The sequence below is a fragment of the Psychrobacter sp. UBA3483 genome, assembly GCF_002377905.1.
Lineage (GTDB): Bacteria > Pseudomonadota > Gammaproteobacteria > Pseudomonadales > Moraxellaceae > Psychrobacter.
This window is the reverse complement of sequence record NZ_DFQS01000057.1, coordinates 98558-116178: the sequence shown is the minus strand read 5'-3', so window position 1 is coordinate 116178 and position 17621 is coordinate 98558. Positions and strand designations below refer to the sequence as shown.

16 protein-coding genes are annotated in these 17621 nt (G+C 42.6%); 10 read left to right on the top strand and 6 right to left on the bottom strand.

Annotated features, from left to right (window positions below; all coding sequences use genetic code 11):
• Nucleotides 1-181 precede the first annotated feature (181 nt).
• A complete protein-coding gene (locus B2866_RS10965) occupies nucleotides 182-517 on the bottom strand; it encodes a hypothetical protein (protein ID WP_296194086.1) in 336 nt (111 codons plus the stop codon).
• Nucleotides 518-768: 251 nt separating this feature from the next.
• Here B2866_RS10965 and B2866_RS10960 point away from each other — a divergent pair, with 251 nt between their 5' ends.
• Entirely contained in the window at nucleotides 769-1371 is a 603-nt protein-coding gene (locus B2866_RS10960) for a class I SAM-dependent methyltransferase (protein WP_296194081.1), read from the top strand.
• A 107-nt stretch (nucleotides 1372-1478) separates the two neighbouring features.
• Here the strand turns inward: B2866_RS10960 and B2866_RS10955 are convergent, their stop codons facing one another.
• Nucleotides 1479-2342, bottom strand: coding sequence for an AraC family transcriptional regulator (locus tag B2866_RS10955; protein WP_296194078.1), 864 nt, complete (start codon nucleotides 2340-2342; stop codon nucleotides 1479-1481).
• A 181-nt stretch (nucleotides 2343-2523) separates the two neighbouring features.
• On the opposite strand from B2866_RS10955, the gene B2866_RS10950 reads away from it, so the two are divergent.
• From B2866_RS10950 to B2866_RS10935, 4 genes are all read left to right on the top strand, one after another.
• Nucleotides 2524-2937, top strand: a complete 414-nt coding sequence (locus B2866_RS10950; RefSeq protein WP_296194073.1) for an organic hydroperoxide resistance protein — start codon at nucleotides 2524-2526, stop codon at nucleotides 2935-2937.
• 388 nt (nucleotides 2938-3325) lie between these two features.
• On the top strand, nucleotides 3326-3958 hold the full coding sequence (locus B2866_RS10945; protein ID WP_296194071.1) for a hypothetical protein: 633 nt from the start codon (nucleotides 3326-3328) through the stop codon (nucleotides 3956-3958).
• Between the two features lie 127 nt (nucleotides 3959-4085).
• Complete coding sequence (locus B2866_RS10940) at nucleotides 4086-5660, top strand: Dyp-type peroxidase (RefSeq protein ID WP_296194070.1); 1575 nt, start codon at nucleotides 4086-4088, stop codon at nucleotides 5658-5660.
• A 59-nt stretch (nucleotides 5661-5719) separates the two neighbouring features.
• The gene (locus B2866_RS10935) at nucleotides 5720-6868 is read left to right on the top strand and encodes a catalase family protein (RefSeq protein WP_296194068.1); all 1149 of its coding nucleotides are present in this window, start codon (nucleotides 5720-5722) and stop codon (nucleotides 6866-6868) included.
• Between the two features lie 172 nt (nucleotides 6869-7040).
• Here the strand turns inward: B2866_RS10935 and B2866_RS10930 are convergent, their stop codons facing one another.
• The 4 genes from B2866_RS10930 to pnuC form a co-directional block, all read right to left on the bottom strand.
• Nucleotides 7041-7412, bottom strand: coding sequence for an MliC family protein (locus tag B2866_RS10930; RefSeq protein ID WP_296194066.1), 372 nt, complete (start codon nucleotides 7410-7412; stop codon nucleotides 7041-7043).
• Between the two features lie 180 nt (nucleotides 7413-7592).
• Nucleotides 7593-8519 (bottom strand): DMT family transporter, encoded by a 927-nt coding sequence (locus B2866_RS10925; protein WP_296194062.1) that lies wholly within the window; start codon nucleotides 8517-8519, stop codon nucleotides 7593-7595.
• Nucleotides 8520-8563: 44 nt separating this feature from the next.
• Complete coding sequence (locus tag B2866_RS10920; RefSeq protein ID WP_296194060.1) at nucleotides 8564-9160, bottom strand: ATP-binding protein; 597 nt, start codon at nucleotides 9158-9160, stop codon at nucleotides 8564-8566.
• On the bottom strand, nucleotides 9111-9872 hold the full coding sequence (gene pnuC / locus B2866_RS10915; RefSeq protein WP_296194058.1) for a nicotinamide riboside transporter PnuC: 762 nt from the start codon (nucleotides 9870-9872) through the stop codon (nucleotides 9111-9113). The genes B2866_RS10920 and pnuC overlap by 50 nt, the downstream gene beginning before the upstream one ends.
• Before the next feature lie 352 nt (nucleotides 9873-10224).
• Between pnuC and B2866_RS10910 the strand changes: the two genes are divergently transcribed.
• The 5 genes from B2866_RS10910 to dnaX form a co-directional block, all read left to right on the top strand.
• Nucleotides 10225-11370, top strand: coding sequence for a beta-ketoacyl-ACP synthase III (locus B2866_RS10910; protein ID WP_296194055.1), 1146 nt, complete (start codon nucleotides 10225-10227; stop codon nucleotides 11368-11370).
• A 268-nt stretch (nucleotides 11371-11638) separates the two neighbouring features.
• Nucleotides 11639-12730 carry a peptide chain release factor 1 gene (gene prfA / locus B2866_RS10905; RefSeq protein ID WP_296194052.1) on the top strand — a complete coding sequence of 364 codons (1092 nt, stop codon included), beginning with the start codon at nucleotides 11639-11641 and terminating at the stop codon, nucleotides 12728-12730.
• A gap of 154 nt (nucleotides 12731-12884) precedes the next feature.
• Nucleotides 12885-14423 carry a lysine--tRNA ligase gene (gene lysS, locus B2866_RS10900; RefSeq protein ID WP_296194047.1) on the top strand — a complete coding sequence of 513 codons (1539 nt, stop codon included), beginning with the start codon at nucleotides 12885-12887 and terminating at the stop codon, nucleotides 14421-14423.
• 99 nt (nucleotides 14424-14522) lie between these two features.
• Nucleotides 14523-15911: a hypothetical protein gene (locus B2866_RS10895; RefSeq protein WP_296194044.1), complete on the top strand. Its 1389-nt coding sequence runs from the start codon at nucleotides 14523-14525 to the stop codon at nucleotides 15909-15911.
• A gap of 116 nt (nucleotides 15912-16027) precedes the next feature.
• On the top strand, nucleotides 16028-17621 hold a 1594-nt coding region (dnaX, locus tag B2866_RS10890), incomplete at its 3' end, for a DNA polymerase III subunit gamma/tau (protein WP_296194041.1).

Below are 17621 nucleotides of genomic sequence, written 5' to 3'. Positions count from 1 at the left end.
TATGAGGCTATTGTCGATGCTGCTTGCTTGGCTTGGAATAATCTGCTTAAACAGCCACAGAGAATTCGGTCTTTAACTACTCGTACTTGGGCGCAACTTTAATTGTTGGGTTTGGTATAATATGACTTTATCTCTGCTTTCATGGTAAGTTTAAGGCCGTTAATAAGCGCCAAAAGTTGCTTCAAGGTTTTGCTCTTATATTTTCGGTCACCACGCCCATGGCATAAAACAGCAAGGCGATAAGCGTCAGGGCGACGATAAACGGGGTGAAAACCCAAATTACAATATTGATGAGTAATGATGATAATAAACCATTGAAGATAATGGTGTGCGGTGCGATAAAATCGGTGACGACATCGACTGCGCGTTTGGCAATCGGGAACAATATAGTACTGACAGCCAGAATATAGAGATATTTGGCGAAGTCAGGATTGCTTGAGAGGACTATAAAGTAAAAGCCTAAATAGTAGCTGATACCTAATGCCCAGCATTTGAGAGTGTAGCTGAAACGAATCATGTGACTTCCTCCCTAAATCTGTCGATGATGTGGCCCTCCATGGATATCACATCAATACCTAATATATTCTAATAAATGAATATATTATTATATGTTATATTACGAATATATAGGTTAAGTCAACTATTTTTTATCACCATCTTTATCTAACCAAGAGCGCACTGGCTGCTAGATTACACCCTACGATTTTATCAATAAAAAAAATAGCCTAAGCAATAATTAAAAACCAATAGGGCAAAAAGGAAAAAACTATGTGGAACGAGCGCTACAACGAAGCAGAGTATGTTTTTGGTACAGAACCCAATGATTTTTTAAAAGAAAATTTTCAAAAAATACCGCTAGGTGGCAGAGTGTTATGTTTGGCTGAAGGCGAAGGCAGAAATGCGGTATTTTTGGCGCAGCAAGGGTACGAAGTGACCGCCATGGATATGTCAGACGTAGGATTAAATAAAGCATTTAAGCTGGCGCAAGATAGAGGCGTGGAGATTAAGACGCAGGTTGCCGATTTAGCGGACTACGAGTTTGGCAAAGCTCAGTGGGATGGCATCGTTGCTATCTGGGCACATTTGCCTACAGCCATACGCCAGCACGTTCATGCGCAGATTGCACCAGCGCTCAAGCCAAATGGGGTATTTATTTTAGAGGCTTATACCGAGCAGCAACTGAGCATGGAAGCTGTTGGCGGACCTCCTGCAACACAAAAAGAGCGCTTTGGTTCGTTAGCAGTTTTGCGTGCTGAGCTGGTAGAGTTAGAAGAAATAACGGGTATCGAAAAGCAGCGCATGATTTCAGAAGGTAAGCGCCATCAAGGTTTGAGTGCGGTCGTACAGTTTATCGCCAAAAAAAACAGATAAATATGAATTTAGGTATTAATCCATAAACCTGATTGTCAGTTTTGATAATAAAGTTAATGCTTGTATTTATGGGTATACATAGTGAGCTGGCGATTCATTCTAATGGTTTAGCTGCAAGCGTTTAATTCACCGCTCGGACTGATGCCAAATAAGCGTTTATATTCTCGGCTAAATTGGCTCGGGCTTTCATAACCGACTTGCATAGCGATTTGGGCGATTTGAGCGTCGTTTGCTTGGATCAGTCGTCTTGCTTCCATCAAACGTAGACTCTTTTGGTATTGAAGCGGGCTTAATTGAGTAATATCCTTGAAGTAATGGTGAAACCCCGAAACACTCATCCCGCAGCGACTGGCCAATTTTTCGATAACTATTGCCTCATTTAGATGCGTCTTTATCCAATCGGTAGCTTGGGTAATACGGTGCGTATGGCTGCCATTGACCACCAGTTGACGCAATTTATAGCCTTGCTCTGCTATAAGCAGGCGATAGTAAATTTCTTGCTGAATTAAAGGAGCAAGAAAACCAATATCACTTGGATAATCAAGCAATTGTATCAGTCGCTCAAATGCCGCCATTATAGTACTGTCCAATTGCCACTTTATTCCTAAATGACCTTCATTATTAGGCGGCTTCGGCGGTATTTTTGCTAAAACCTTACTAATCATGACAAGGTTTAATTTCATAGACAGCACGATGACCGGACGCTCTACCGAAGCATGTTTTATGTGCATGCTCAAAGGAATATTAACTGGGCAAAACATTAGATTGCTTTTATCAAACCTTTGGCAGTCTGCACCCAAATAAATCTCACGCGCACCTTGTAAAACGATGCAGATACTAGGTTCTTGAATATAGCTGACCGCTTTACTGGGTTTATCAGCACAGTAAAAGAACAAACCTGGAATATTGGATTCAATGGTTTTGTTTCTAGGTAATATCGATAGAAGCTGCTCAATGGTTGACTGGTTCATTAGGTTTTCTTATTTTATGCAATTGCTCAATACTATAGAGTTTTGTAGGATTGGGCAAGAGGTTTGGAGCTATGTTCTAACAGATTATTTTACTGAGTTTTATACTAGCCTTAGTGAAACTGCTGTAGCCTCATGATTGATTGAATCAAATTTTGTGTAAATAAAACATAAGGAATAGAGAATGAAAATATTTTATAAAACTCGCGCCACAGCAACCGGCGGTCGTTCTGGTCATACCGGTCTTGACGATGGGTCATTAGGTTTTGATTTGGTGTCATTTCAAGAGCAAGATAAAGAAGGGGTCAATCCAGAACAGCTTTTTGCCATGGGTTACGCCGCTTGTTTTGATAGCGCTTTAAACCTGACAGCCCAACAAATGAAACTGCCGATCACTGCGTCAAAAACCTCAACCCAAGTTGGTATTGGTATGAAAGCCGATGGCAGCTATAACTTAGATATTGATTTGTACGTTGAGGTGTCTGGTATCGATGAAGCGCAAGCGCAAACGCTTATTGAAGCTGCTCATCAAGTCTGCCCATACTCCAATGCTACTCGCGGGAATGTTGATGCGCGTTTGCACGTGACTGTGGTGTAAATATCATTTTTATTTAGCAATAACTTTGATGGCTGCGCTAATCACCTCACTAATAACTATAAATAAATATAAAAATATCATGACTTTCAATTGCTTGGATATGTAATGTATCCAAGCAATTTTTTATTTAGACCTAGAACAATCAATATAAATTTGGAATTTTGTTCGAAATTAAATAATAGTGACGTTTGCTCTCTGTTTAATTTTGTGTGAATAACTTGCTCCGCTTCGAGATTTTTATCATGTCTGCTATAGTAAAAACCAATAAGTTGATAGCGAATCGACAACTTATTTTTATAAATATATTTTGTACAAGGTATCTTTTTAGAAGATATCTTTCTATAAGGCATTTCCAAATTATAACAACATAATTATAAGGTCGAACATTATGAGTACTGATTCTAAAAACAATAATGCTAAAAAAAAGAAAAAACCTGTTATCGATAATTCTGAAGATCTAAAAGACAAAATCACTGAGTCTATCGATGCTTTTAAGCTGCGTGCCAATCTTCTGATGGCCAATATAAAAGAAGGGGGGGATGATGGCTACGATCATTCAACGACCACTGCCGGTGAGAAAGGGCTTAAATCAGGTAAGGTTTCAGAGTTAACGGTTATCGCACCTCTAAAAGAAGGCGGTGCAGAGCGTCTAAAGGAAATTTTAAAAATCGCTGGCGGCAATCTAAAAGGTGCCACGCGGGTTGGGACGTTGCACGATTTGCGCTTTGTATTTTTAGATGACGATACTAGAGTGCTATTTTGTACCGCTTATGATGGCGATTGGGACCCTTATATCGACGACTTTGCGACCAAAATCCCTGAGCTAATGGATATCTTATTTGGCAGCGTTGAAGGTTGGCCCGGCATTAAAGATCCCAGTGTCAAACAGTTCATTCTAGATCATCAAATCACTGCCGCCGGTTGGTATGTGGGTATCCCGCACCTTACAATCCAAGATATTCGCCGCCAAGACCGCATCGTCAAAGGCATTAATAAAGCGTTGGATGAAGCACAGTCTTAATGTGGGTAGTGAAGCGGTAAGATATTACTAATTTATGCCATTCTTTTATATCACCATTTTTAAATGGGCTGGACGATATAAAAGAATGGCAAAGTAAACTCATACAATGATAAAAATAGGTTTAATAATGAGTAAAAATACTGGAAATAATAATAAAAATGATAGTACCTCAAAAGACAATCATCCTTTAACCACCAAACTGCATGAATTAAAAGACGAGTTCGGCAATCGTATCGAAGACAGCAATTTTGAATCTTGGTTAGCAGATATTAAAAAAGAAGTCGGCGATGGTATCGAGACACTAGCCCATAAAGCGCGTGGCGTCTTTAATCCAAACAAAGTCACTATGCAATTAGAGGATATTCAATCCATTATTTTACGCGATCGACCGACGCCTTATTTCGGCACGGTCGTCGCCCTAAAGATTAACAATGCACAAGTCGGGCGGCAACTACTCAAAACCGTTTTGCCAGACGTGACTGGCAGTAAAGAGTGGCATAAAGATATGCAGGCGACGCTATCTATTGTCATGACTTACCAGGGCTTGGAGGCGCTAGGCGTGCCACAGTCGTCATTAGATAGTTTTCCAGAGTCCTTTAAAGCAGGTATGGCAGGACGCGCTGATAAATTACGTGATGCTGGCGTCAATGCACCAGAAAATTGGGTTGCTCCTTTTGGTGAACAGGGCGATATCCATGTTTGCGCGGCGATTATTGCTGATAGCAAAGAAAAGTGGCAAATAAAGCTGAAGGAGCTGCAAGACAATATCAAGTCATATGTCGATGAGAATAATCCAGCAAAAGGCGATATTGAAATTCTCATGGAGCATGCTTTCGGTTCAGACAATAACGTTAAAAACGTCTTCGGTTATCGTGATGGCATCAGCAACCCAGAGATTAAAGGCAGCGGTATTCAGACACCGTCCAGTAATACAGATGATGCCATTGCAGCAGGGGAGTTTGTATTAGGTTATGAAGGCGAGGCGGGCACGATAGCACCAATGCCGCAGCCAGAAGTCTTGGGCAAAAATGGCTCGTTTATGGTATTGCGTGCCTATAACAGTCATGTCGCCGCCTTTAATAAATTTCTAAAAGAAAATACGCAGAATGACGAAGAAGCGGAGTTGCTGGGCGCAAAAATGTGGGGACGTTGGCGCTCAGGTGCGCCTTTAGTCTTATCTTCGGAGCACGATGATAAAGAACTGGGCAATGACCCCAACCGCAACAATAACTTTGGCTATAAAGACGACCCTTATGGCAAAAAATGTCCATTTGGTGCCCATGTACGTCGTATGAATCCAAGAGACAGCAAAGACTTTATTTTATCAGACGTGCGTATTCACCGTATCGTTAGGCGCAGCGTTGGTTTTGGCGAGGTATTGCCGCCCGATGTGACTGAGGACGATGGTAAAGAGCGTGGGCTATTCTTTATTGGTATCAATGCTCATGCTATGGAGACTGTTGAGTTTTTACAATCGCAATGGATTAATGATGGTAATTTTATGAGATTGGGAGAAGAGAAAGATCCGATGCTTGGATTGCATCACGGCGATACAGATGATGCTGCCGATACCTTTACCGTACCCGCTGACCCTATTCGTCAGCGTTATCACGGCATCGAAACTTTCAATACCTTATACGGCGGTGAGTATTTATTTATCCCAAGTTTATCGGCGCTAAAATGGATGAGTGAATTGTCTTAAAAGCTTAAAAATATCGTTTTATTTACAAGAACAACTACTGATAAAAAAGGATTAAAAAAATGTTAAAAAAATTATTCAAACCTAAATATGTACCTTATGAGGCAAAATATATTGAGCTGAGCGCAGAAGACGAGCGTAATATCCGCACCATTACCGACGATATTAAAAACTATATCGCTCGAAGTGATAAAGCCAGTAACGTCGATTATCATACGCGCGATGCCCATGCCAAAGGCTACTGCGCGCTTAAAGCCAAGTTTGAGATATTAAATAATTTGCCTGCTGAATACGCGCAAGGTCTTTATGCCAAAGCAGGCATTCATGATGCCGTCATTCGTTTCTCTAACGGTGCCTCACGCGTTTCGCCTGATCGTAAGCTTGGCTTAGCGCAAGGTTTGGCGATTAAGGTTTTTGATGTAGAAGGTGAAAAACTCGCGCCAGGAGAAGAAGATAGCCCTAATTTTGATTTTAATTTAATCAATCATCCAGTGTTTTTCTGTAATCGAATCGAAGATTATGCCTACATCTCTAAGCTGTTCTTAGAGCTGCCAAAATACGCTGAGAAAGGCGCAAGAGGTAAGGCGCAATTGGCTTTTAATTGGTTGACTAACTACGGCTCAAGATTACCGACTAAAGAATCTTTTAAAACCTTTAAAGCAGTGGGTGGATTTACAACCATTGAGCCAAAAAATACCTTGCTCTATGATTTTCATTCACAAGGCGTGGTGCGTCATGGCGACTATATGGCGAAGATAAGAGTCACACCAACCAAAGCAGCGGCTAAAAAGGTTACCCGTCGTGAGCTTGATGTAAATGCACGCGAGGAAGCGGTTCGTCCGCTGATTATCGATGAAATACGCGAGCATGATTATCAGTTTGATGTCCAGATTCAGCTGTGTCGCAGTCTTAAAAAGCAGCCGATTGAAGAGATAACCACCGAATGGAAAGAGTCAGAGGCGCCATTTGTGACGGTAGCAACGTTGACGATTCCTTGCCAAGATGTACCTGATGATGGTCATTTTGAGATTATGGAAAACTTATCTTTTACGCCGTTTCGCTGCTTAGAGGAAAACCGTCCGATTGGCAATTTGCAACAGTCGCGTCTAAAGGCTTATCAAATAGCTTCAGAAACTCGTCATAAACTAAACGGCGTTAAACGCCGCGAACCTAAAAGCCTAAAAGAAACGTTTGATAAGTCATTCTTTTAATTACTTCTAAATCCCTAGATTGGTTTATAAAGCAAAAATCTAAGTAAAAAACGAAGGCACAAAAAAGAGCCAGTAGGTAAACTACTGGCTCTTTTCTTTCAATGGATTTTAGTAAAAATACAGATGTTACTTAAGCAATTATTAATTAACTACCAGTTGTTATTTATGGTTATTATAGTTGGCAGTTAACTTGGTATTCTTGACCCTTGTCTGTTTTGATGGTCATGATGCCGTAATCGGCTTTGGTGTGCCAATCATAAGTGGTTTGTGGATTCACATCGTTGACATAACGAGCGCCAGAACCTGATACTGCTTGTTTCATGCTAACTTTAGCGTTGTTTAAGCCAACTTTTGGCAAAGTAACGTTTAGGTTGGCGGCTTGACCGTTTGCAGTATAGGCAGCCGTGATTTGACCGTTGTCTTCACAGGTGAATGACTGGGCTACTTGCTGATTGTTGGCAGGTGGCGTTGTGGTGGTTGGCGCACTGGTGGCACAAGCAGCTAAAAGTACAGCAAAAGGGGCAACAGCGAATAATTTTTTCATAATAGTCCTCAAAATTTAATGTGAATTTTATCGGTTACGCTAAGGACGTATCATACAATAAAAAATGTAATTTCGTGTTGTGGTTCGTATTTGGGCAAGTAACATCAGCTAGCCGTTTTATCACTGCACGCTATGGTCAGCAAAGCTTGGCATATTTCCTTGCACATTATGCGCCTGATGTTAATGGTATGGTTTTGCTCGCCCTTTATTTAAAATAAAAACCAACACCGCACTTAATATCACTGCGCTTGCGATAATAAAATCCAAGGTCAATCTTTCTGACAAAAATATCACACCAAGTAACGCCGCCAATACCGGCACACAAAGTTGCACTACCGCGGATTGGATGGTTTTTAAGAGCGGCATCGCCATATACCAGACACTGTAACCGATGCCAGAAGCGATAGCACCTGACGCGACTGACAATATGACACCTGTCATGCTGATATCGTTCAAGTAACTCATACCTAATAATGCCAGTATCGGCAAAGCCACTAGGCTTCTTAAAAAATTAAAGCCAGTCGTTCTGAGCGGTGAGACGCAGTTTTTGCCACGTATGCTATAGATACCCCAAGCGCTACCGCTTATTGCCATTATAAACGCCGCCGAAAAGGAAGGCGTGCTAGCTGATGGCAGCATCAAGTACACAAAACCTATCAATGCTACTAAAAGTGCTGTCCACTGTACGCGGGTTAATGGTTCTTTATGATAAATGCCCCAACCAATCATCGTAAGCTGCACGGCGACAAATAAAATAAGCGCGCCAGTCCCTGTATCAAGTGCTTGGTAAGCCACTGAAAAACATAGTGCATATATGACTAAGCAAAGACTACTAAACCAGTCGCCTTTATCTTTTAAAACAGGCTTATCAATACTGCCAGTCTGTTTTGGACCATTTCTTCTTAAACGGTTTCTTCCTACACGGTTTCTTCTTAAAAAATACGCCTGCAGTAGCATAATAAGACCAAGGCAAGCGGCAGCGCTGAGCAAGCGGATAGCGGTAAAATTCCAAGCATCAATCGCGCCGTCTGTCAGTGCCATTCTGCAAAGTAATGAATTGGCGGCAAAGGCGATCAAAGCGATCATCGTAAATAGGGCAGCTTTCAAAAATAATTCCTACAGGCACGATAGGTTTTGCCTAAGATTTGGGGTTATTTTTCTATTGTTTTTAGCCCTTTAGCCACTTGCTGCACCCGTTGCACTCTCTCGCCACCGATGCGTTGAAAAGCCTTATTGTGCAAGGTTAACTGACTGGCAAAGTAAGCGCTGATGTCTTCACGCTGATGCGGGCTATCACGTAAGTCATCGGCAACCCACGGGATATCAACGTCAGTCAAGAGTGTTAAATCATAATGATGTGCCAATGCCGCTTGGCTAAGCGCCTCAGGGCAATCGCCATAATACCAGTTGGCATACACCATCAGCTCAAATAAACTGGTATCACAAAATAAGTAACGGTTGTTATCAGGCAGTTGCGCGGCTTGTTTGGCAAGTTTGTTTTCTAAGTCAATTTGACCTTGCGCGATAGGCAGTAAATCATCCCACGTACAAGTCAGATGCTCACTATCCCATTTTGCTTGCAGATAAGTGCGCATATATTCTGGCACCCACGGACTGCCAAAATGCGCAGCCAAATCGCGGCATAATGTGGTTTTACCGGTGCTTTCTGCCCCCAATATCGCGACATTAAAGACCGATTTAGGCGTATGCTGCGTGAGATTGTACGCGGTAGCGTCGTTGCCATTCATAATATGCCCAGATTGCGATGAGAGTGAAGACTACGTACTGTAGCGCGGTAAAGGTTAGACCTTTATAAAAGTATAGCGGCACGGAAATCGCATCGGCGATAATCCATAGTAGCCAATGCTCAATTTTGCGCCGTGCCATCAGCCACATTGCCATTAAAAACAGCGCGGTGGTCAGCATGTCGGTGTAATCGACCCAAGTAAATAAGTGCAAGCCCAATACCGCGCCATCAAAGCTAAAGTTATTATTAATAACGGGTCTAAAATAATAGACCAAAGCGACAAAAGCAGTGGTTGTCGCTGCTAGGGCGATGAGTATGGGCACGTCTTTTTTGTTCAAATGTTCAACATCAATGGCAGGTTGAGCGTCTGTATTTTGCACCTGCTTCTCTTGCTGCTGGCTGGTTGGATTTATATGATCTTGATGCTTTTTGATTGCGGTATTGTGCTTATTTTGCGTCCAATTTATCCATCCATAAATACTCATGATACTGTAGTAGGCGTTGATAAACATATCGCCGAACAATTGCCACTTCCACAGCAGATAAACAAAAATGGCGGTGCTAACCAGCCCAATAGGAAAAACCAAAATATTGGTTTTGCTGGCAAGTAAGACACTGCTGACCCCAAATAGAACCGCAATTAATTCTAAGGCGATAAATAGAGTGGGGTAGTCGGCGTATTGCCCGAATAACCAGTTTAGGAGTTCTGCCATTGCTGTTCCAACGTCAAAAAGTAAAAAGAAAAGGGAGATAATATGGGTCGAGTTTATAAAAGTTTAATAAGTTCATGGCAATTAAGTGCAGCAGTATTGGATAAAATGCCTGATTAAACAGTGACAATGTATAGCGATTATAGCGCAGCTGCCAACAAATGAAGTCAATCTTTACTTATTCTCATTAAGAAGCGGATTATTTGTAACAAAGTATTAGAAAAATTATATTATTCAGGCATAATAAAGGCACTTATTTTAAGTTTACAGTTATTCACCGAAAATTAGACGACTGTTGTTTTCTCCACTTTTATGCTTATTGCAAGCACCATCGTAGTAGACAAGGAAGCGTATCATGACGACTTGTATCACGGGCACCGGCCTGTATATCCCACCTTATAGCATTAGTAATGAAGAGCTAGTAGATTCATTTAACCAGTATGTTGATAATTATAATGCCAAACATGCTGACGCGATTGAAGCAGGAACGGTGACGGCGCTAGAGCACTCATCAGCGGCCTTTATCGAAAAAGTATCTGGTATCAAATCACGTTATGTGATGGAAAAAGACGGTATCTTAGATCCTGAAATTATGGCGCCGGTGATTCCTTACCGCAATTTGGGTGAAGAACTATCAATCATGGCAGAAATGGGCGCTGCTGCATTGAAAGATGCGCTCGCAGATGCGGGCCTCGAAGCCAATGATTTAGACGGCATCATTCTTGCTTGCTCAAATTTCCAGCGCACTTATCCTGCGGTCTCTATCGAGATTCAAAATGAGATTGGTATGGTTGGCGGCTTTGCTTATGATATGAACGTTGCTTGTAGTGCGGCGACTTTTGGTCTATCGCAAGCACACGGCTCAATCGTTTCGGGTCTTGCCAAACGCGTTGCTGTAGTCAACGTTGAGATTACCTCGGCACATCTAAACTGGCGCAACCGTGACAGCCATTTTATCTTTGGTGACGTAGCAACGGCTTCTATCGTTGAAGAGCTTGATACGCCAAAAGGCTATGAGATTTTAAGCACCAAGTTATTTACCCAGTTTTCAACCAATATCAAAAACGAATACGGCTTTATGGATCGCTCTGAGTTCTTAGCGGCGCAGACTGAGATGTATCCGGATATCAAAGAACCGGTCACTGACAAACTGTTTTTACAAAACGGTCGTAAGGTATTCCGTGAAGTCTGTCCAAAGGTTTCTGAGATTATCACTGAGCATTTGCATGAAAACAATCTGCAAGCCAGCGATGTCAAAATGATGTGGCTACATCAAGCCAATGCCAATATGCTTGATTTGATCTTGCGCACCGTTGTTGGACGCGACGCCGATAAAGCGATTGTACCAAGTGTCATTGATGAGTTTGCCAATACCAGCTCAGCCAGTCCAATGATTGTCTTCCATCGTTATAAAGATGCGCTAAAATCTGGTGACTTGGGTGTGATTTGCTCATTTGGGGCGGGTTACTCGATTGGTTCGGTATTGGTTCGTAAGGTTTAATTTAATAGTTCATCAAAGCTCTGTTTTAACCATAAAAATAGCTAAGAGAATTCTTAGCTATTTTTTTATGCTAGCCGTTTGTTTTTTTGTTTCGTGATTCCTTTTTATAGCTATAGCAAGCAGAATTGAAGGTTGGTATATGGTCGTAATCACGTATAAATTGAGCAGTTTGTGAATATAATGGCAAGATTGCTGAGAGGTTTTAAATTAAGCGCAAAAATTTGCTATAATCACTCTCTTATTTTACTCATTTTAAAAAAGTCCTTTTATGAAAGAATCCTTACGCCTGCGTTTAGACCAGATGGTAGACCGTTATGAAGAGGTCACCGCCTTATTATCCGACCCAAGTGTCATCAGCGATAATAATAAATTCCGTGAATTGTCCGTTGAGCATAGTGACTTGATGGAGATCACGACGTTATGGCAAAACTATGTGCGGGCAGAGACGGATCAAGCGGATGCAGAGGCTATGCTAGCGGAATCATCAGACCCTGAAATGAAAGAGATGATGCAGGACGAGATTGACAGTGCGAGTAAGACCATTGCTGAGATGGAAGAAGCGCTTAACGTCATGATGTTGCCAAAAGACCCCAATGATAAAGTGCCAGCGTTTTTGGAAATTCGTGCTGGGACAGGCGGTGATGAAGCAGCGATTTTCTCGGGAGATTTGTTCCGTATGTATCAAAAATACGCGCAGAACCAAGGCTGGACAGTAGAGATTTTATCAGCCAATGAGGGCGAGCATGGCGGTTATAAAGAAATCATTACTCGTGTGTCGGGCAATAGCGTTTATGGTCGTTTAAAGTTTGAGTCGGGCGCTCACCGCGTCCAGCGTGTGCCTGAAACCGAAAGCCAAGGTCGCGTCCATACCTCAGCGTGTACGGTTGCCGTTATGCCAGAGGTTGAGATTGATGATAGCGTCGATATCAATCCTGCCGATATTAAAATGGATACCTTTCGCTCAAGTGGCGCCGGTGGTCAGCACGTTAACACCACTGACTCGGCGGTACGTTTGACACACATTCCAACGGGTACCGTGGTAGAGTGTCAACAAGAACGCAGTCAGCATAAAAACCGTGCCCATGCGATGAAAATGCTGGTATCCAAAATTCAGCAAGCAAAAGTACAAGCACAGGTTGATGTGGCGGACTCAATACGTCGCGATTTGGTCGGTAGTGGCGATCGCTCAGAGCGTATTCGTACCTATAATTTCCCACAAGGCCGTATGACCGACCATCGAATCAATTTGACGTTATACAAACTTGATTCGATTATGGAAGGCGACTTAGATGAAATCCTTGATGCGCTGCTGCGTGAACACCAAGCAGACTTGATGGCCAGTATTGGCGCTACTGATTAAGACAAGCGCAAGCTGATGAAGTTCGCTCAGGTGCAAGCCTAAACCCAGAACGATTTTGCTATTTTTTCTTATTAAAAAATAAGTTTTATTTGAACGTCTTATTTTAATTTTACTTCGTTTATTCCTTTAATTATCTAATAATTTTGAGAGTATTATGTCAAAGCACAACAATCAAAATCCGAATCAAGAGCAAGCCCCAGAAGACGCCAACGAGTTGATTGCTCAACTGCAAACCAAGCTTGATGACATTAAGGCGTCAGGTAAGCAGCCTTATCCTAATACCTTTAAGCGCACGGATTATGCTCAGGATTTACAAACCGCTTTTGATGGCATCTCAAAGCAAGAAATCGAAGATAAAATTGCCAATGGTGAAAAAACTCAGGTAAATGTAGCCGGTCGCGTGATGCTAAACCGCGGGGCGTTTATCGTGATTCAAGATATGACCGGTCGTATTCAGTTATATGTGGCCCGCAAACAGCTAGACCCAGAGACGCTTGCAACGATTAAATCGTTAGATTTGGGGGATATTGTTGGGGTATCTGGTTATATCGGTCGTTCTGGCAAAGGCGACTTATATGTCCATATTGAAGCGTTGACCTTATTGACCAAAGCCCTACGTCCGATGCCAAATAAGTTCCATGGCTTGGCCGATGTCGAAGCACGCTATCGCAATCGTCATCTTGATTTGATGACCAATGAGACCACGCGCGATACCTTTGTGATTCGCAGTCAGGTTATCAGCGGTATTCGTAAGTTTATGTTGAACGAGCGTTTTATGGAAGTTGAAACGCCGATGATGCATCCTATCCCAGGTGGCGCAGTTGCGCGTCCGTTTGTGACCCATCATAACGCCTTAGATATGCCGTTATACCTGCGTATCGCGCCTGAGCTTTATCTAAAACGCCTAGTGGTTGGTGGTTTTGAAAAAGTATTTGAGATTAACCGCAGCTTCCGTAATGAAGGCGTCTCAACCCGTCATAATCCTGAATTTACCATGATTGAATTTTATCAGGCGTATGCCGATTATCATGACTTAATGGATTTGACCGAGCGCTTGTTTAATGAGCTGGCGATGGATATTTTGGGCACCACAGAGCTGACTTATCAAGGCGAAGCGATTAGCTTAAAAGCCCCATTTATCCGCTTATCGATGTCTGATGCCATTGCTAAGTATGCCGAAAATTTCGATATATCCCGTATCAATGACCGTGATTATCTTGCAGAATACGCCTCAACGACTTTAAGACAACAAGTGAAAGACGTCTTTGGCGTGGGTAAATTGCAAACCATTATCTTTGAAGAAACCGCTGAGCATCAGTTACGCCAGCCGACTTTTATCACCGAATACCCAGCTGAAACCTCACCGCTGGCACGCCGTAGCGATGACAATCCTGAGATTACCGATCGCTTTGAGTTATTTATCGGTGGTCGTGAACTGGCCAATGGTTTTAGTGAGTTAAATGACCCTGCTGACCAAGCTGAGCGTTTCCATGGTCAAGTTGCTGAAAAAGACGCTGGCGATGATGAAGCGATGCATTTTGATGAAGAATATATCGAAGCCTTGTCTTATGGCTTGCCGCCGACAGCAGGCGAGGGTATCGGTATCGATCGCTTGGTGATGCTATTTACCGACTCGGCCAGTATTCGCGATGTGATTTTATTCCCGCATATGCGCCGCAAGCTCGAAAGCTAGACGGCTTTACTTGCCATAAATCGATGCTGGGACTAAACTGAATATAAAAAGGCTTTTTGTACTTTTAACGGAATGGTCTCAAATGCTTTATGAGACCTTATGTATAGGGATATTATGGACACTCAGCAAGTACCAGCGTCGATTTGGCAGCAAATGATACAGCAAAACTTTTTATCTTTGTACGATTTAACTCCAGACAAAATCACTGACCCTGAGTATCTTCAGGGGTATGATTTTGTCTTTGAGTTTTCTAATGCAGTGGTTTACCTTATTGTCAACGATGTGACGATACAGGCAGATAGGCAGGATATTGATAGCACTCAGGTGCGTACGTGGAGAAAAGACGTTGTCAATCAGCTGATTAAACAACACGCTCAGTTGTATCTGAAGAATGATCAGGCGCTTGCCTATAAAGATGAATCTAAAAACAAATCTAAAAATAAGTTGGCATCTGACCAAGCGGCAGACAAAGCGATTTATTTTATTGGTTTAACCGCACTTTCGGTTCAGCATCAAGAGATTGCTGAAAAAAATAACGCTCAAAACCTTTATCAAAACAGCTATCAGAATAGTTATCGTAATAGCCAACAGAGCAAACCTGTAGAAACCGCCTCTTATGCGGTTGGCTATGAATATGGCAGTCAGTTTTTTGCAGAAGACTGTGTACTAGATTTGGACGATGAAGAAAGTGTCTTGCAAGTCTTTAGCTATCAGAATTTCACTGAGATACTCAAGCAATTGGTAACGCCCAGTGATTTGACGGCATTTCTAGACTTTCATCGCCGTAAGCTTGCGGGATTTGAAGCGTTTCAAGACGAATCAACCTTACTTGCTCAGTTTTTACAGTCGCCAGATTTTCACCAAAGGGCGATTGGGGTTCAAAAACAACTGGTTAGCCATAATTTGATCGCGCATATTGAACCACGATTGCTAAAAGCTGCCGAGCCTGAGCAGGCGGAGTTTGCTCAAGCGTTGATGGCAGAGATTCAAAAGAACACGCGCATGTGGTACAAGCTTTTTAATAGCTTAGTCAAAGAGTGTTATGACGCCGGTACGCCACTGCCAAAAGAGCAGGTTGATATTTTGGTCGATGAATCCATGTACACCTATGCTTGTTTGGTAGAGAAAATATTGGCGCATAGAGCCATTGACCAAGACTCACGCTGGAGTGGCTATGTGCGTCATGAACACTCTTATAATGTTTTTGGGCGTCATTATTTAATGGTGTTTTATGCGCAAGATGACAACAGCTCGTTAAGTGCTGATAAGGTGCGTGCCGGTCATCAAGACTTATTATTTGAGCTCAACGCGCAAATGCAGCAGCCGGTCATGCAAGATCTGTTTTTAATCGGTGTCGATGTCAGACCCTGTGAAGACAGCGTGAATACCGAGGTGCATCTTGACGCATTTCATCAGCAAGGCTCGCTTATCGATGCTAATACCCAACGTTTGTATGAGCAATTGGCTGAGTTACGGGCGCAGTCATAAGCTATGCTCAAACCCAGTTTGGACGTTTGGTTTTAATACCTACTTTGATAGTTAGTTTTAAGCTAAATCGCTGATTTGAAGCTTTATTTATATCATTACTCACATTGGCATTCATTATGACGCAGCAATATCAAGTTTTAGCGCGCAAATATCGTCCAAAAAACTTTCACGAATTGATTGGGCAATCACACGTCTCACAAGCACTGATTAATGCAATTGATTATAATCGTCTGCATCATGCTTACTTATTTACGGGTACGCGCGGTGTCGGTAAGACTACTATTGCGCGTATTTTGTCTAAATGTTTAAACTGTGAAACGGGTATTACTAGCACGCCATGTGGTGTCTGTGATAACTGCGTGGCGATTGATCAAGGACGGTTTATTGATTTAATCGAGATTGATGCGGCCTCTCGTACCAAAGTTGAAGACACCCGCGAGCTTCTTGATAATGTGCCATATGCGCCAAGCCAAGGTCGCTACAAGGTATACCTGATTGATGAGGTGCATATGCTGTCGACACACAGCTTTAATGCGCTGCTCAAAACCTTAGAAGAGCCACCTGAGCATGTAAAATTCTTACTAGCCACCACCGACCCACAAAAGCTGCCCATCACGATTATCTCGCGCTGTTTGCAGTTTGTACTGCGCCCTTTATCGCAAAGTTTGCTTAGTGAACATCTAGCCAATATCTTAAATCAAGAGCAGGTAAAGTATACCCAGCCTGCCCTTTGGCAATTGGCCAGTGCTGCCAAAGGCTCGGTTCGTGATGCGTTATCGTTGACCGACCAAGCGATTGCGTTTGGGCAAGGTGCGCTCGATGATGTGACGGTTAATGCCATGCTTGGCTTAATTGATGCGGCTGACTTAGTGCGCCTAATCACTGATATTTATAATCATGATAAATCAGCGGTTGCCACTCATATCGAGCAGATGCGTGCGCAAATGGTCGATGCGACCAGTATGTTTGATGGCTTGGCTGAGCTGTTACATCAATTGGCATTGGCGCAGCTGCTGCCAGAGGTTGCCCTTAACGTAAACGAGGCACAAGCGCAGCAGATTAATCAGCTTGCGCAGCATATGAGTCCTGACGTCTTACAGCTATATTACGAAATCGTTGTCCAGGCGCGTGAAGGCGTAAAACTGGCTAGCACACCGATGCAAGCGCTTGAGATGTGTATTTTACGTCTATTGGCGTTTCGTCCTTTACCCATCGATGAGATTTTAGCAAACGTACCTGGTACTACCATATCTTCTGACCCTATAGCATCTAGCCCTGTATCATCTGGTTCTACAGACTCGATAGAAACTAATACTGCCGATAATGTTAAGGCTGAACTCAATACAGTATCAATAAGTGCCAATACTGCTGATGCAGTAAACACCACTGCGCTTTTAAATACAGATGAAAATACAGCGCCTTCATTAGAGCAAGCCTCAGCAGTAGTGGAAGTGCTATCAGAATTGCCGCTAGAACCACAGTTAGATCCAGCAGCGGAATCCATCCCGCCATTATCAGACTACGATGCTGATTATCAGACCTCAAGTCAAAATGAGGTCAAGCCATACAGCACAAGTTATGATGATGCTGAACTTGGCCAATATGATAGTTACAGTAATGATGAAGAATTGGGTTTATTAGACAGCAATATTAGCTCTGAGCTTGAGCCCGTTGTTGAGCCTGTTGTTGAGCCTGTTGTTGAGCCTGAGC

Excerpts from the sequence above, each read along its gene's own strand:
- pnuC (WP_296194058.1), bottom strand. The coding sequence starts at position 9,872 with ATGGCAGAACTCCTAAACTGGTTATTCGGGCAATACGCCGACTACCCC.
- B2866_RS10935 (WP_296194068.1), top strand. The coding sequence starts at position 5,720 with ATGTTAAAAAAATTATTCAAACCTAAATATGTACCTTATGAGGCAAAA.
- prfA (WP_296194052.1), top strand. The coding sequence starts at position 11,639 with ATGAAAGAATCCTTACGCCTGCGTTTAGACCAGATGGTAGACCGTTAT.
- B2866_RS10930 (WP_296194066.1), bottom strand. The coding sequence starts at position 7,412 with ATGAAAAAATTATTCGCTGTTGCCCCTTTTGCTGTACTTTTAGCTGCT.
- B2866_RS10950 (WP_296194073.1), top strand. The coding sequence starts at position 2,524 with ATGAAAATATTTTATAAAACTCGCGCCACAGCAACCGGCGGTCGTTCT.
- B2866_RS10955 (WP_296194078.1), bottom strand. The coding sequence starts at position 2,342 with ATGAACCAGTCAACCATTGAGCAGCTTCTATCGATATTACCTAGAAAC.
- B2866_RS10920 (WP_296194060.1), bottom strand. The coding sequence starts at position 9,160 with ATGAATGGCAACGACGCTACCGCGTACAATCTCACGCAGCATACGCCT.
- B2866_RS10965 (WP_296194086.1), bottom strand. The coding sequence starts at position 517 with ATGATTCGTTTCAGCTACACTCTCAAATGCTGGGCATTAGGTATCAGC.
- B2866_RS10960 (WP_296194081.1), top strand. The coding sequence starts at position 769 with ATGTGGAACGAGCGCTACAACGAAGCAGAGTATGTTTTTGGTACAGAA.
- B2866_RS10945 (WP_296194071.1), top strand. The coding sequence starts at position 3,326 with ATGAGTACTGATTCTAAAAACAATAATGCTAAAAAAAAGAAAAAACCT.
- B2866_RS10910 (WP_296194055.1), top strand. The coding sequence starts at position 10,225 with ATGACGACTTGTATCACGGGCACCGGCCTGTATATCCCACCTTATAGC.
- B2866_RS10895 (WP_296194044.1), top strand. The coding sequence starts at position 14,523 with ATGTATAGGGATATTATGGACACTCAGCAAGTACCAGCGTCGATTTGG.
- lysS (WP_296194047.1), top strand. The coding sequence starts at position 12,885 with ATGTCAAAGCACAACAATCAAAATCCGAATCAAGAGCAAGCCCCAGAA.
- B2866_RS10940 (WP_296194070.1), top strand. The coding sequence starts at position 4,086 with ATGAGTAAAAATACTGGAAATAATAATAAAAATGATAGTACCTCAAAA.